The sequence below is a fragment of the Pseudomonas sp. AL10 genome, assembly GCF_029960685.1.
Classification (GTDB): Bacteria; Pseudomonadota; Gammaproteobacteria; order Pseudomonadales; family Pseudomonadaceae; genus Aquipseudomonas; species Aquipseudomonas lactis.
This window is the reverse complement of sequence record NZ_JASBQZ010000044.1, coordinates 26,750-42,132: the sequence shown is the minus strand read 5'-3', so window position 1 is coordinate 42,132 and position 15,383 is coordinate 26,750. Positions and strand designations below refer to the sequence as shown.

General features: G+C 59.0%; 14 protein-coding genes. 12 read left to right on the top strand and 2 right to left on the bottom strand.

Features of this window, described 5'->3' with window-relative positions:
* Positions 1-140 precede the first annotated feature (140 nt).
* Together QK296_RS25290 and QK296_RS25285 are read right to left on the bottom strand one after the other, a co-directional pair.
* The gene (locus QK296_RS25290; RefSeq protein WP_169857059.1) at positions 141-1,361 is read right to left on the bottom strand and encodes a CaiB/BaiF CoA-transferase family protein; all 1,221 of its coding nucleotides are present in this window, start codon (positions 1,359-1,361) and stop codon (positions 141-143) included.
* 13 nt (positions 1,362-1,374) lie between these two features.
* Positions 1,375-2,556: an acyl-CoA dehydrogenase gene (locus QK296_RS25285; protein WP_169857057.1), complete on the bottom strand. Its 1,182-nt coding sequence runs from the start codon at positions 2,554-2,556 to the stop codon at positions 1,375-1,377.
* 157 nt (positions 2,557-2,713) lie between these two features.
* Between QK296_RS25285 and QK296_RS25280 the strand changes: the two genes are divergently transcribed.
* The 12 genes from QK296_RS25280 to QK296_RS25225 all read left to right on the top strand — a co-directional run bounded on the left by QK296_RS25280 (position 2,714) and on the right by QK296_RS25225 (position 15,130).
* On the top strand, positions 2,714-3,613 hold the full coding sequence (locus QK296_RS25280; protein ID WP_003187421.1) for a LysR family transcriptional regulator: 900 nt from the start codon (positions 2,714-2,716) through the stop codon (positions 3,611-3,613).
* Positions 3,614-4,065: 452 nt separating this feature from the next.
* Positions 4,066-5,187: a Re/Si-specific NAD(P)(+) transhydrogenase subunit alpha gene (locus tag QK296_RS25275; protein WP_003187419.1), complete on the top strand. Its 1,122-nt coding sequence runs from the start codon at positions 4,066-4,068 to the stop codon at positions 5,185-5,187.
* Between the two features lie 15 nt (positions 5,188-5,202).
* A complete protein-coding gene (locus tag QK296_RS25270; protein ID WP_003187417.1) occupies positions 5,203-5,523 on the top strand; it encodes an NAD(P) transhydrogenase subunit alpha in 321 nt (106 codons plus the stop codon).
* Positions 5,523-6,959, top strand: a complete 1,437-nt coding sequence (locus tag QK296_RS25265; protein ID WP_003187415.1) for an NAD(P)(+) transhydrogenase (Re/Si-specific) subunit beta — start codon at positions 5,523-5,525, stop codon at positions 6,957-6,959. Before QK296_RS25270 ends, QK296_RS25265 begins: the two co-directional genes overlap by 1 nt.
* Before the next feature lie 236 nt (positions 6,960-7,195).
* Entirely contained in the window at positions 7,196-8,689 is a 1,494-nt protein-coding gene (locus tag QK296_RS25260; protein WP_003187414.1) for an acetyl-CoA hydrolase/transferase family protein, read from the top strand.
* A 319-nt stretch (positions 8,690-9,008) separates the two neighbouring features.
* The gene (locus QK296_RS25255) at positions 9,009-9,224 is read left to right on the top strand and encodes a DUF1127 domain-containing protein (RefSeq protein ID WP_003187413.1); all 216 of its coding nucleotides are present in this window, start codon (positions 9,009-9,011) and stop codon (positions 9,222-9,224) included.
* A 330-nt stretch (positions 9,225-9,554) separates the two neighbouring features.
* Complete coding sequence (locus QK296_RS25250) at positions 9,555-9,875, top strand: DUF2388 domain-containing protein (protein ID WP_003187411.1); 321 nt, start codon at positions 9,555-9,557, stop codon at positions 9,873-9,875.
* 106 nt (positions 9,876-9,981) lie between these two features.
* Positions 9,982-10,290, top strand: a complete 309-nt coding sequence (locus QK296_RS25245; RefSeq protein WP_032894275.1) for a DUF2388 domain-containing protein — start codon at positions 9,982-9,984, stop codon at positions 10,288-10,290.
* 39 nt (positions 10,291-10,329) lie between these two features.
* A complete protein-coding gene (locus tag QK296_RS25240) occupies positions 10,330-10,650 on the top strand; it encodes a DUF2388 domain-containing protein (RefSeq protein WP_003187408.1) in 321 nt (106 codons plus the stop codon).
* A complete protein-coding gene (locus QK296_RS25235) occupies positions 10,647-12,608 on the top strand; it encodes a DUF4105 domain-containing protein (protein WP_137204694.1) in 1,962 nt (653 codons plus the stop codon). The genes QK296_RS25240 and QK296_RS25235 overlap by 4 nt, the downstream gene beginning before the upstream one ends.
* A 378-nt stretch (positions 12,609-12,986) precedes the next feature.
* Positions 12,987-14,294 carry a CitMHS family transporter gene (locus QK296_RS25230; RefSeq protein ID WP_003187405.1) on the top strand — a complete coding sequence of 436 codons (1,308 nt, stop codon included), beginning with the start codon at positions 12,987-12,989 and terminating at the stop codon, positions 14,292-14,294.
* Positions 14,295-14,362: 68 nt separating this feature from the next.
* The gene (locus QK296_RS25225; protein ID WP_282391692.1) at positions 14,363-15,130 is read left to right on the top strand and encodes a TerC family protein; all 768 of its coding nucleotides are present in this window, start codon (positions 14,363-14,365) and stop codon (positions 15,128-15,130) included.
* The last annotated feature ends 253 nt before the right edge of the window (positions 15,131-15,383 follow it).

The following is a 15,383-nucleotide window of genomic DNA, read 5'->3' as shown; positions in this document are numbered from 1 at the left end:
TTTCGACTGCGCCGGAAGTGGGGCGAATTATAGACAGATATAATTCGCCGTCAACTCTTAATTTTGCTTTCCTATCAATAAGTTAGCTTCGGTTAAAAAACAACCAGCTCACCAGTGCGCTTCTATATAGAAGGGAACGCTCAAATAACACCCGCCTCCTTCAATGCGGCCACATGAGCAGCTCCCAGCCCCAGAACCCCCTGCAGCACCTCAAGCGTATGCTCCCCCAATAGAGGAGGCGCACTCCGGTACTCAACAGGCGTCTTGGATAAGCGTATCGGGCTCGCAACCTGGGGCACCGTCCCCGCCAATGCGTGAGGCAGCTCAATCGCCAAACCACGCGCCTGGACCTGCGGATCGGAAAACACCTGCGCCAGATCATTGATCGGCCCACATGGCACGCCCACTTGCTCCAGCTGCGACACCCACTCAGCGGTCGTCTTGAAGACCGTCGCTTGACGGATCAAAGGAATCAGCTCCGTGCGATTAGCCACCCGCGCGCGATTAGTGGCGAAACGCACGTCATCCGCCCATTGTGGCTGCCCGGCGACTTCAGCGAACTTACGGAACTGCCCGTCATTGCCTACGGTGAGGATGAAATCTCCATCGGCAGTGGGAAAATCCTGATAGGGCACAATATTAGGGTGAGCGTTCCCCAAGCGCTTCGGCGGCGTCCCGGTGGTCAGGTAATTCATCGCCTGATTCGCCAGGCAAGCCACCTGCACATCCAGCAACGCCATGTCGATATGTTGCCCACCACCGTCGTGATCGCGATGCGCTAGCGCAGCCAGGATCGCCACGGTCGAATAAAGCCCGGTCAAGATATCGGTCAAGGCTACGCCAACCTTTACCGGCCCAGCGCCTTCATCCCCTTCAGGCCGCCCGGTCAGGCTCATGAGCCCGCCCAGACCCTGGATCATGAAATCGTAGCCGGCACGCATCGCATAGGGGCCCGTCTGACCAAACCCAGTGATGGAGCAGTAAATCAGCTCCGGGTTGACCTCTTTGAGGGATTCATAGTCCAGCCCATACGCCGCAAGGCCGCCCACCTTGAAGTTTTCGATCAGTATGTCGGACTTGGCAGCCAGATCGCGTACCAGTTTCTGGCCTTCCGGCCGCGTAAAGTCGATGGTCACCGACTCTTTATTACGGTTGGCCGACAGGTAATACGCCGCCTCACTGGTATTCTCGCCATCCGCACCCTTAAGGAAGGGCGGCCCCCAAGCGCGCGTGTCATCGCCGCTGCCCGGCCTTTCGACCTTGATCACCTCGGCCCCAAGGTCTGCAAGAATCTGCCCGGACCAAGGGCCCGCGAGTACTCGCGACAAATCCAGCACTCGCAGATGCGAAAGCGCGCCCATACCCATGCTCCTATTAATAGAACGCTTGAAGACCGGTTTGCGCGCGCCCCAGGATCAAGGCATGCACGTCATGGGTCCCCTCATAGGTGTTGACCACTTCCAGGTTGACCAAGTGGCGCGCCACTCCGAATTCGTCGGAGATACCGTTGCCGCCCAGCATGTCCCGGGCCATGCGCGCGATATCCAATGACTTGCCACACGAGTTACGCTTCATGATCGAAGTGATCTCAACCGCCGCCGTACCCTCATCCTTCATCCGACCCAGGCGCAGGCAACCTTGCAGGGCCAAGGTAATCTCGGTCTGCATGTCTGCCAGCTTCTTCTGGATCAGTTGAGTAGCAGCCAACGGGCGACCAAACTGCTGGCGATCGAGGGTGTACTGGCGCGCGGTATGCCAGCAGAACTCAGCAGCCCCCAGCGCCCCCCAAGAAATCCCGTACCGTGCCGAGTTGAGGCAGGTAAAAGGCCCTTTCAAGCCACGCACATCCGGGAAGATATTTTCTTCCGGCACAAATACGTTATCCATGACGATTTCACCGGTAATCGAGGCCCGCAGACCCACCTTGCCGTGGATAGCGGGAGCGCTCAGGCCTTTCCAGCCTTTTTCCAGGACGAAGCCACGGATATCACCTGCATCGTCTTTGCCCCACACCACAAACACATCCGCAATCGGACTGTTGGTGATCCACATTTTGGCGCCGGTCAGGCTGTAGCCGCCATCCACTTTGCGTGCACGAGTAATCATCGCACCCGGGTCGGAACCATGGTTGGGCTCGGTCAGCCCGAAGCAACCGATCCATTCACCAGAGGCCAGTTTGGGCAAGTACTTCTGTTTTTGCGCCTCGGTACCAAACTCATTGATCGGCACCATGACCAGGGAAGACTGCACACTCATCATCGAGCGATAGCCGGAGTCGACACGCTCGACCTCACGCGCAATCAAACCGTAGCTGACGTAGTTCAAACCACTGCCACCGTACTGCTCAGGGATCATCGCCCCCAGCAAACCGGTCTCGCCCATCTCACGGAAAATAGCGGGGTCTGTCTTTTCATGACGGAAGGCTTCGAGCACACGAGGAGCCAGCTTGTCCTGAGCAAATTGCTCGGCGCTGTCACGCACCATGCGCTCTTCTCCGGTGAGCTGTTGATCCAGCAGCAGTGGATCGATCCAGTTGAAGCTTGCCTTGCCAGCCATGAATAAGTCCTCGCGGAAAAAATCAGAAGTCGTGGAACCAGACTAGGCGCGGTCAGCGCAGAGGGCAAACGAGGTTTTTGCATAGGCTTGTGCTAATTTCTCACTTCGTAACACTAAAAAAGCCCAGAAATGCGCTTTATCTGTGAGGGCAACGTACATGCGCCGGAAAATCCCCAGTACCACCGCACTCATCAGCTTTGAGGCAGCAGCCCGGCACGAGAGCTTTACCAAGGCAGCACTGGAGCTTTCCATCACCCAAGGCGCGATTTGCCGACAGATCGCCAGCCTGGAGGAGTTTTTGAGTGTCGAACTGTTTCGCCGCTCACGCCGTGGAGTGAAGCTGACGGAGGCGGGGCTGTCTTATAGCCGCAGGGTTGCAACGCAACTGGACGCCGTAGAGCGCGACACCTTGTCGGTGATGGGCCAGCAGGGCGCCAACGTCATCGAACTGGCGGTGGTACCTACCTTCGGCACGCAGTGGCTGATCCCACGCCTGAAGGATTTTCAACATCAGCACCCGGAAGTCACGGTGAACCTGACAAACCGCACGCGCCCCTTCCTGTTCGCTGATACCGAGTTCGATGCGGCGATCTACTTCGGGGATGCCGATTGGTCGGGTACGCAATCCCACCGGTTAATGGGCGAAAACCCGGTACCGGTATGCAGCCCGCGCTTACTCGGCGACCGCACGCATTTCACCCCTCAACAGATCGCCGAGCTGCCCCTGCTGCAGCAGACCACACGTCCCTACGCCTGGCGCCAATGGTTCAACGCCCAACAACTGAACATCCCACGCGACATGACAGGCCCTCGATACGAGCTATTCTCGATGCTGTCTCAAGCGGCCATGCATGACATGGGCATCGCACTAATTCCTCCCTTCCTCATACAGCGGGAGCTGAAGGAGCAACAACTGGTAATCGCCAGCACCGAAGCACTGACCAGCGAAAAGGCTTATTACCTGATGATTCCTGACAAAAAGGTCGAATCCGCTTCTCTGCATGCATTCAGGGACTGGCTGCTCGACCAGTCAAGACGCTACAACCCATGTAAATGAAGGACACAACGCAAGTGCTGACTTTGTAGTCAAATAAATTCAGAACCTACAGATGTACGTATATGTCGCATTTAAACAGACTGTACTTGTCAGCCAAAAAAAAGGCTAAAAGCCATGTATCTCATGGCTCTTAGCGACTCTTACCGGCCAATGCACGACTATTCACACTGGCAATGGAAAAACGGACCGAAAACGCCTGAACACCTTTAAAGGCCTGTATTTAAAGAGGTTATTTCAGCTTGTTGCGACAATCAGTCACAGGGTGACTTGTAGTTAATTTTTCGTCACCCGTCATAATCCCTTGATGGCCGTAAAGTTCGCCTGCAAAATGCCGCGCCCCGCTGTCATTTCAGCGGGATCGTGCTGATCGGCCGCCCCAGTTGCGCCACTCGCGGTGCACTGGCCTTTTTACAAAAAGATCAAAAGCAAAAAGATCATGCAGGAGATTTGACGTGCACATTGGTGTTCCTCTCGAAACCCAGACCGGTGAAACGCGGGTGGCTGCCACCCCGGAAACCATCAAGAAGCTGATCGGCCAGGGCCATAAGGTCACTGTACAAAGCGGCGCAGGCATCAATGCCAGCATCGTCGACAGTGCCTATGAAACGGCAGGCGCCACCATTGGCAGTGCCAACGACGCGTTTGGCGCCGAGCTGATCCTTAAAGTGGTTGCCCCCAGCGACAGCGAACTGGCGCTGATCAAAAGTGGCACCGTGTTGGTGGGCATGCTCAACCCGTTCAGCAACGAAACCATCGCCAAGCTCGCCGAGCGCGGCATCACCGCTTTCGCCCTGGAAGCCGCGCCGCGCACTTCACGCGCCCAAAGCCTTGATGTGCTGTCTTCGCAGGCCAACATCGCCGGTTACAAGGCCGTGTTACTGGCCGCTCATCACTACCCGCGCTTCATGCCGATGCTGATGACTGCCGCTGGCACTGTAAAAGCCGCGCGCGTACTGATCCTCGGCGCCGGTGTGGCAGGCCTGCAAGCCATCGCCACGGCCAAGCGCCTGGGCGCGGTGATCGAAGCGTCCGACGTACGCCCGGCGGTAAAGGAGCAGATCGAATCCCTGGGCGCCAAGTTTGTCGACGTACCGTACGAAACCGATGAAGAACGTGAATGCGCCGTTGGTGTCGGCGGCTACGCGCGCCCGATGCCCAGCAGTTGGATGCAGCGCCAGGCCCTGGCCGTGCACGAACGCGCCAAACAGGCCGACATCGTCATCACCACCGCCCTGATTCCGGGCCGCAAGGCTCCGACCCTGCTGAGCGCCGATACCGTGGCGCAGATGAAACCCGGCTCGGTGGTCATCGACCTCGCTGCAGCCCAAGGTGGCAACTGCCCGCTGACTGTGGCCGACCAGGTCGTGGTGGAAAACGGCGTGATCATCTGCGGCCCGACCAACCTGGCAGGTGCGGTCGCCGCCGACGCCTCTGCCTTGTATGCGCGCAACCTGCTGGACTTCCTGAAGCTGGTCTTCACCAAGGAAGGGCAGTTTGAAATCAACCTCGAAGACGACATCGTCGCCGCGTGCCTGATGTGCCGCGACGGCCAAGTCATCCGCAAAAACGCCTAAGCAGGGATTCAGACGATGGAAGAGCTTATCTCCCCCGGTATCTACAACCTGATCATCTTTGTGCTGGCGATTTATGTCGGTTATCACGTGGTCTGGAACGTAACACCTGCATTGCACACGCCGCTGATGGCCGTGACCAACGCCATTTCCGCGATTGTTATCGTCGGCGCCATGCTAGCCGCAGCTCTCACCGTGACGCCACTGGGCAAGACAATGGGCACACTGGCCGTGGCCCTGGCGGCGGTGAATGTCTTCGGTGGCTTCCTGGTCACCCGCAGGATGCTTGAGATGTTCAAGAAGAAAGCCCCGAAAGTAAAAGAAGAGGCGCCCAAGTAATGAGCATGAATCTCGTGACGACGCTCTACCTGATCGCGTCGATCTGTTTCATCCAGGCCCTCAAAGGCCTCTCGCACCCGACCACTTCGCGGCGCGGCAACCTGTTCGGCATGCTCGGCATGGCGCTGGCGGTGCTCACCACCGTCGGCCTCATCTATAAGCTGGGGGCTGAACTGGCGACTGCCGGTATTGGCTACGTCATCGTTGGCCTACTGGTCGGCGGCACCGCCGGCTCGATCATGGCCAAGCGCGTCGAAATGACCAAGATGCCAGAGCTGGTCGCCTTCATGCACAGCATGATCGGCCTGGCAGCGGTGTTCATCGCCATTGCCGCCGTGGTCGAACCGCAGTCCTTGGGCATCGTCAAGCAGTTGGGCGATTCGATCCCGGCCGGTAACCGCCTGGAACTGTTCCTCGGTGCTGCCATCGGTGCTATCACCTTCTCCGGCTCGGTGATCGCGTTCGGCAAGCTGTCGGGCAAGTACAAGTTCCGCCTGTTCCAGGGCGCACCGGTACAGTTCGGCGGGCAACACAAACTGAACCTGGTGCTCGGCCTCGCAACCCTGGGCCTGGGCCTGGCGTTCATGTTCACCGGCAACCTCACTGCGTTCGCGCTGATGCTGGCCTTGGCCTTTGTACTGGGTGTGCTGATCATCATCCCGATTGGCGGCGCCGACATGCCCGTGGTGGTGTCGATGCTCAACAGCTATTCCGGCTGGGCAGCGGCGGGCATCGGTTTCTCGCTGAACAACTCGATGCTGATCATCGCTGGTTCCCTGGTGGGCTCCAGCGGCGCGATCCTGTCGTACATCATGTGCAAGGCGATGAACCGCTCCTTCTTTAATGTGCTGTTGGGCGGTTTCGGCAATGCGCCGGATGCTGGCGCCGCGGCGGGCTCCAAAGAAGCACGCCCGGTGAAGTCCGGCTCCGCGGATGACGCCACCTTCCTGCTGACCAATGCCGATACCGTGATTATCGTCCCAGGCTACGGCCTTGCGGTCGCGCGGGCACAACACGCGCTCAAGGAGCTGACCGAGAAGCTGACCCACCGCGGCGTCACCGTGAAGTACGCGATCCACCCGGTGGCGGGCCGTATGCCGGGGCACATGAACGTATTGCTGGCCGAGGCCGAAGTGCCTTACGACCAGGTGTTCGAGATGGAAGACATCAACTCCGAGTTCGGCCAGGCCGACGTGGTGCTGGTGTTGGGCGCCAACGACGTGGTCAACCCGGCCGCCAAGAACGACCCGAACTCACCGATTGCCGGCATGCCGATCCTCGAGGCCTTCAAAGCCAAGACCATCATCGTCAACAAGCGCTCGATGGCCAGCGGCTACGCCGGCCTGGATAACGAGTTGTTCTACCTGGACAAGACCATGATGGTCTTCGGTGATGCCAAAAAGGTCATCGAAGACATGGTCAAAGCCGTCGAATAACACTGCGCCAGCGCAATACCCGAAACCCTGGCCTGCTGTAGGCTGGGGTTTTTTTATGGTTCCCAAGCTCTGCGTGGGAACGCGTCCCGGGATGCTCTGCGTCCCGCTTTGCACACACATGAAACCCGACCAAAGGCTCTAAATCGCGACCTGGCATTCGACCATGGTAGCGGGCCGAAACTTTTTGAAATCACTACACTGCCCACCTTGCTTTCCGTAGCCAGAGATAACAATTCATGTACCGTGATCGTATCCGCTTGCCTTCGTTGTTGAACAAGGTCATGAGCGCGGCAGACGCCGCTGCACTGATCGAGGACGGCATGACCGTCGGCATGAGCGGCTTCACCCGTGCCGGTGAAGCCAAGGCCGTCCCCCACGCCCTGGCCGAACGCGCCAAGACTTCGCCGCTCAAAATCACGCTGATGACCGGCGCCAGCCTGGGCAATGACCTGGACAAGCAGTTGACCGAAGCCGGCGTACTGTCACGACGCATGCCCTTTCAAGTCGACAGCACCCTGCGCAAGGCGATCAATGCCGGCGAGGTGATGTTTATCGACCAGCACCTGTCGGAAACCGTCGAGCAACTGCGCAACAATCAGCTCAAATTGCCCGACATCGCCGTGATCGAAGCCGTCGCGATCACTGAGCAGGGGCATATCGTGCCCACTACCTCCGTAGGCAACTCGGCCAGCTTCGCGATTTTTGCCAAACAGGTGATCGTCGAGATCAACCTGGCGCACAACCCGAACCTGGAAGGGCTGCACGACATCTACATCCCGACCTACCGGCCGACGCGCACGCCGATCCCGCTGGTGAAAGTCGACGACCGCATTGGCAGCACTGCGATTCCGATCCCACCCGAGAAAATCGTCGCCATCGTCATCACCAACCAGGCGGACTCCGCCTCCACGGTAACGCCGCCTGATAGCGACACCCAAGGCATCGCCAACCACCTGATCAACTTCCTCAAGCAAGAAGTCGATGCCGGGCGCATGACCAACAAGCTCGGCCCGCTGCAAGCCGGCATCGGTAATATTGCCAACGCGGTGATGTGCGGGCTGATCGAGTCGCCGTTCGAAGACCTGACCATGTACTCGGAAGTGTTGCAGGATTCGACCTTCGACCTGATCGACGCCGGCAAGCTGAGCTTTGCCTCCGGCAGTTCGATTACCTTGTCGGAGCGGCGTAATGCCGATGTGTTCGGCAACCTGGAGCACTACAAGGACAAATTGGTGCTGCGCCCGCAGGAAATTTCCAACCACCCTGAAGTGGTACGGCGCCTGGGCATCATCGGTATCAATACCGCGCTGGAGTTCGATATCTACGGCAACGTCAACTCCACCCACGTCTGCGGCACGCGGATGATGAACGGCATCGGCGGCTCCGGGGATTTCGCCCGCAATGCGCACCTGGCGATCTTCGTCACCAAGTCCATTGCCAAGGGCGGCGCAATTTCCAGCGTGGTACCGATGGTCAGCCATGTGGATCACACCGAGCATGACGTGGACATTCTCGTCACCGAAGTAGGCCTTGCCGACCTGCGGGGCCTGGCGCCACGGGAGCGCGCTCGGGTCATCATCGATAACTGCGTGCACCCAGCCTACCGCGATGCCCTGAACACTTACTTCGATGCCGCCTGCGCCATCGGTGGGCATACCCCGCACATCTTGCGCGAAGCACTGAGTTGGCACATTAACCTGGAAGAAACCGGGCACATGCTCAAGGCTTGATGAATACAGATCCGGGCTGATGCAAATACAGTTTCATCAGCTCGGTGAACCCACCCGCACTTATGGAAAAAAACTGTACTGCTGTACTGGTCATTTCCTACCGAAATATCCCACACCTCAACCCAAAAATGCCGATTTCGCACCTTTTAAGTGCGCACAGGTACAGTTGCCCCAATTTCGTACCGTACAGCCTGTTTAAACAGTTAACTGGCCTCTCACAATACAGGTGAACTGTATCTAGAGAGTCTTGCCTCGGAAGAGGATCATTGGCATCAGTTAAACCACTACCTAATCCCGCCACAAGCGGAAGGATGTCATCATGGAACGTACACTCAGTTCCGAACTGTTCTTCGAAGAAAAAGCTGTAAACACCCAGGCTTCTCTGCCTTTGCGCGTTCTCGCCAACCTGATGTTGTGGCAGCGCCGCATCTCCAGCCGCCACCAACTGGCTCGCCTGGATTCGCGTCTGCTGGCTGACGCCGGTATCAGCGAAGCTCAACGCTACGAAGAGCTGAGCAAGCCGTTCTGGCGCTAAGTGGCGCCCGCTGGCCCTGACCTGACGGGTCCACTGCCAGCACCCTGATTTGTCAAAGCAAAGCCCGCCCCGGGTAACCGGAGGCGGGCTTTGTTGTATCTGCGATAGCGCATTGGATTGGCTCGATTCAAGCACACAGATACAGTTTTAAATTAATAAAATATGACAGGTACAGTTTAATTACAGGCTTCCGAATAGCTGGGCACACGCCTAATATCGGTTCACCACGTGGCGAACCCTGTAGAGCGTGCGTCTGATGCTCGACAGTCCCAGTCCGTTTCATTGTGGCCGTTTCGCGCCACCTTATTATTCGTCTACAGGAGTTACCCCATGTCCCGTCTTCGCCTGCTGTGCACTGCCGCTGTGCTGACCCTGGCTGCCAATGCCAACGCGAGCAGCCTGATCATGACGACTGACTCGATCGTCGGCGCTCTGAAGGCAACCTCCGATGCCACGTCTGATGCCACCTCATCCCTGCGCGACAACAAGGTCGTACAAGCGGCCCGTGACGACGCCGCCAGCTTTGTCGCCAGCGAAGGCGCCATCCGTGGCGTGAAACTGGAAAGCGCCCTGGCCCAGATCCGCCAACAAGCGCCGCAATTGAATACCGCTACCGATACGCAGCTGGCACAGGCCATCCTGGCTATCTGACCCACGGCAACCAGACGGGAGCGCCTGCCGCTCCCGGATGGCTCGGCGCTGGCTCTCGCCCGGCCGTTGCGCTAGCCTTGGCGCTCGCTTTCAGTTGTCGAGTCCCATGGCTTTTTCATACCGTTTATTGAGTGTTCCTGTACTGTTTTGCGCCTGCTGGTCACCCATGGCTTCAGCGTTGGATGTGTCCACCCAGAGCACGGTTGTCAGCGTGTATGCCACCAGCAAAGTGACCTCTGCGCCGTTCGACAATAAGTTGGTCCTGGCCGCTCGGGATGATGCTGCCGCTTTCATTGCCACTGACGGCCAATGGCGGGGCGCACGCCTGGAGTCCGCGCTGGACTATCTGCGCCGCACCCAGCCAAAACTTCATGCAAGCGACCTTGAACTGGCGCAAGCAATTCTCGTCCAATAATCATCATTGTATTTCTATCTTTGTCATTGGAGTCACCCCATGCGTAGCCCGCTGATCGTCGCCGCCCTCGGCCTGCTGTTTTTGGCCGATGTCGCCCAGGCGCAAACCTTGAAGGCCACCAGCAACATCGTCGTGCGTGCCTCGGCGCGCACCATTGATTTCACCTCGGACACCACCACCTCCATCCGCGACTCCAAGATCGTGCGCGAAGCCCACGATGACGCCGCCAGTTTCGTCGCTACCAATGGCGAGATCCGTGGCGCCCAACTGGAAGCCGCGTTCGATACCCTTCGCACCCGCGTGCCAGAAGCCCGTGATGCCAGCGACCAGACCCTCGCAGAAGCTATCCTCGCTCTGTGAGGCGCCTCAAAACCTGGCTCCTGGCCGGGGCCGTGCTGCTGTGCGCGAGTACGGCCCAGGCCGGCCTGCAACTGCGGCTCAAGACCGAAGGCTTGAGCCCGGCCGAACAGCAGGCCAGCCAGGCATTGCTGGATGAAGCGCTGCGCTCCTTGCCGCCGCGCTTTGTCGAGCAATTGGACCGACGTATTGATGTCGGCTGGACCGACAAGATGCCTGAGAACGCCTACGGGCAGGCATCCCTGGTGTCCGAGTTGGACCTCAACCAGAACCTGCTCGCCAGCCTGACTGACGGCAGCGCCGCCACCCAGAAAACCAATCGCCCCCACGGTACGGTGCGCCGGGAAATGCTCGCCACCGTGCTGCATGAACTGACCCACATCTATGACCGTGCGCGCCTGTGGTCCAAGGACGAGCGCACGCTGATCCAGCGCTGCAGCCGTCAGAACAACATCACCGGCTTGATCGGCTTGCCCGACCAGTGCCGTGGCCAGAACGACCGCCGCTTTACCCTCAGTGACGACCCGCGCCTGCTGGACCTTGCCGGCTGGCCACAATATGTGGGTCGGCGCGGCGAGCGTGAGCAGCACAACCATCAGGTGGTACGCAGCCCGGACATCTACGAAACCACCAGCCCGCTGGAGTTCGTGGCGGTCAACATGGAGTACTTCCTCCTAGACCCCAGCTACGCCTGTCGCCGCCCCGCGCTGTTCCGTTATTACAAGGATCACTTCGGCTGGGCTCCACCCGAACAGGACACCTGCGCCAGCACCTATGCCTTCCTGAACGCAGGCAACGATTTCGCCAAGACGCCCCTGGGCCAGATCGATCCGGAACGCGTGTATGAAATCGACTATTTGCTGGCCGAAGCCAACCAGAACCTGGTGAGCCGTTGGGGCCACAGCATGTTGCGCCTGGTGATTTGCGCCCCGGGCCGCCCGCGTGGCCCGGATTGCCGGCTAGATCTGGACCGGCACCTGGTCTTGTCTTATCGCGCCTTCGTCGGTGACGTTCAGCTGTCGAGCTGGGATGGCCTGGTGGGCAAATACCCGTCACGGCTGTTCGTGCTGCCGCTGGCCCAGGTCATTGATGAGTACACCAAGACCGAACTGCGTGGCCTGGCGTCGGTGCCACTGAAGCTCAGCCGCCAGGAAATCAACGACACCGTCGAACATGCCGCCGAGATGCACTGGAGCTACGACGGCAACTACTTCTTCATTTCCAACAACTGTGCGGTCGAAAGCCTGAAACTGTTGCGCAGTGGCAGTGCCAACCCGCAATTGACCGGCCTGGACAACATCACCCCCAATGGCTTGCTGGAAGTGCTCAGCGCCCGCGGCCTGGCCGATACCAGTGTATTGAACGACAAGCGCGAAGCCCTGCGCCTGGGGTATCACTTCGACTCGTTCCGCGAGCGCTACCAGGCCATGTTCGATGTGCTACGCAAGCAACTGCCTATCAAGCAGACCCAAGTCGAAGACTGGTTGTCCCTGGACGCGCAAGCGCGTCGCCAATGGTTTGCCCAGGCCGACCTGCGTACCAGCGCCGCACTGTTGCTGCTGGAGCAGGCCAGCTATCGCAAACAACTGATGCTCGCCCAGGATGAGGTCAAACAACGCTATCTCAATGCCCGCGAGCTGAAATACGGCGGCATGGAGAAAGCCAACAACACGCTGCAGCAAATTCTCGCCAACAGTGGCTTTCTGAGCCGCCCGGCCGAGTTGCTGGACAGTGGGGGTTATGGCCTGCCGCAACCTTCGGAAGCCAAGCGCCTGGAATCAGAAAGCGCCGAACGCCAGAAGCAGTTGCAGTCGTTGACCGGCGAGCTGGATAAGGAGGTGAGGGCGCTGCTCGATCCGTCTCGCGCCGCCGAGATTGCCGCCTGTGAGGCCAACCTCAAACAAGTGGGTGAGCATTTGCGGGCGCTGCATAAAGCCGCCGGCGGCCTCGAACTGCCCTGAATTTTATTAGCAACCACCTTCCAAATGTGGGAGCTGGCTTGCCTGCGATGACGGCGTCACAGCCATAAGAGATATTGGCTGATACACCGCCATCGCAGGCAAGCCAGCTCCCACATTTTGTTCTGCGCCAACCTGAAGATTGGTGCCTGCCCTTCATCAGCTGTTTTCCCAGCGAAAGCTGGCTGAAAGCTTCCCCGTCTAGGATCGCCTCCACTGCCGGCAACAGACCGGCTGTTAACAACAACAATGGTGATTCCCGATGTCCGCTCGTACCCGCCTGTTCGCTCCAACTCCACCCGTACGCCTCGTGCCTTTCGTTCTGCGCTGACCGCCACTCGGTCCGCCATTCCCTAGCCGCGCTACGCCTGGAGTATTCCTATGCTGACTTTCCTTGGCTTTGCCATGGTCATCACGTTCATGTTCCTGATCATGACCAAGCGCCTGTCCGCGCTGATCGCCTTGATCATCGTGCCGATCCTGTTCGCGCTGTTCGGCGGTTTCGCACCGAAGATCGGCCCGATGATGCTCGAAGGCATCACCAAGCTTGCGCCGACCGGCGTGATGCTGATGTTCGCCATCCTCTATTTTGCTTTGATGATCGACTCCGGCCTGTTCGACCCGGCCGTGCGCAAGATCCTCAAGATGGTCAAGGGCGACCCCCTCAAGGTGTCGGTCGGCACTGCCGTGCTCGCGTTGGTGGTATCCCTGGACGGTGACGGTGCCACCACCTACATGATCTGCGTCGCGGCCATGCTGCCGCTGTACCAGCGCATCGGCATGAGCCCACGGATCATGGCCGGCCTGATCATTCTCGCCGGTGGCGTGATGAACATGACCCCCTGGGGCGGCCCGACGGCGCGCGCCGCCAGTGCGCTGCATGTAGACCCGTCGGACATCTTCGTACCGATGATCCCGGCCATGGCCGCCGGTGTCGTGGCGATCCTGGTGATTGCCTACATGTACGGCAAGCGCGAGCGTGCACGCCTGGGTGAATTGCACCTGCAAGGCGATGAGATCGATCACAGCGAAATCAGCGTGTCGCAATTCCCCGACGCCCGCCGGCCGAAATTGATCTGGTTCAACGGCGCCCTGACCCTGGCGTTGATGTGCACCCTGATTGCCGGCCTGTTGCCGCTGCCGGTGCTGTTCATGGTGGCGTTCAGTATCGCCATGATCGTCAACTACCCGTGCCTGCAGCAGCAGAAAGACCGCGTCGCTGCTCACGCCGGTAGCGTATTGGCCGTGGTGGGCTTGATCTTCGCCGCCGGTATCTTCACAGGCATTCTGTCGGGCACTGGCATGGTCGACGCCATGTCCAAAAGCCTGTTGGCGGTCATCCCCGAAGCGATGGGCCCTTACCTGGCGGTGATTACCGCGCTGGTGAGCATGCCGTTTACCTTCTTCATGTCCAACGACGCGTTCTACTACGGCGTCCTGCCGGTACTGGCCGAAGCCGCCAGCCATTACGGCATCACCGCTGTGGAAATGGCGCGGGCGTCGATCGTCGGGCAACCCGTGCATTTGCTCAGCCCACTGGTACCCTCGACGTACTTGCTGGTTGCCCTGGCGGGTATCGAATTCGGCGATCACCAGCGCTTCACGCTCAAGTGGGCAGTGCTGGTGTGCCTGTGCATAATGTTCGCCGCATTGCTGATGGGGATTTTTCCGCTGTTCAGCACTCTATAATCGTACCGACTCACTCACCGCGCGGCGCTACAGCTTGCGCGGTTTAACATTTGCTCAAAGGAATACACATGGAATGGCTGACCAATCCGGAAATCTGGATTGCCTTCTTCACCCTGACGGCCCTTGAGATCGTCCTGGGCATCGATAACATCATCATGATTTCGATCCTGGTCAGCCGCATGCCCAAGCATATGCAGGCGCGCACTCGGATCTTCGGCCTGGCGTTGGCCATGGTCACGCGCATCCTGTTGCTGCTGTCGATCGCCTGGGTCATGCAACTGACCGCCGACCTGTTCGTGGTGTTTGGCCAGGGCATCTCCGGTCGCGACCTGATCCTGTTCTTCGGTGGCCTGTTCCTGCTGTGGAAAAGCTCCCAGGAGATGTACCACGCCCTGGAGGGTGAAGATGAAACCCAGGACGAGCCCAAAGGCGCCGGTGGCAAATTCATCTACACCATTATCCAGATCGCCATCATCGACATCGTGTTCTCCCTGGACTCGGTGATTACCGCCGTCGGCATGGTTTCCCACGTGCCGGTGATGGTTGCCGCCATCGTCGTTGCGGTATTGGTGATGATGCTGGCTGCCGGCACTATCAGCGAATTCATCGACAAGCACCCGTCGCTGAAAATGCTCGCGCTGTCGTTCCTGCTGGTCGTGGGTACCGTGCTGATCGCAGAATCCTTCGACGTGCACGTGCCAAAAGGCTACGTCTACTTCGCCATGGCGTTCTCGCTGGCGGTGGAAGCGGTGAACATCAAGATGCGTACCGCCATCGCGAAAAAGAAGAAACAGCAGGACCCAGTGAAACTGCGCAAGGATATTCCGGGTCAGTAAATTTGACCCGCGAGTGATCGTTCCCACGCTCCGCGTGGGAATGCCCTCTCGGACGCTCCGCGTCCGCAAAGTGACGCAGAGCGTCACAGGATGCGTTCCCACGCCGAGCGTGGGGAACGATCTTCATGACAGTTTTGTTTCAATCCCAAGTTTAGCTATGCGATGCTGGCGCAGAGCCCATTCGCCAACTACAGCTTAGGTACAAGACGTAGAGCGGCACGCGGTAACTTTCCTTCGCTCCTGCTGGAGCGCA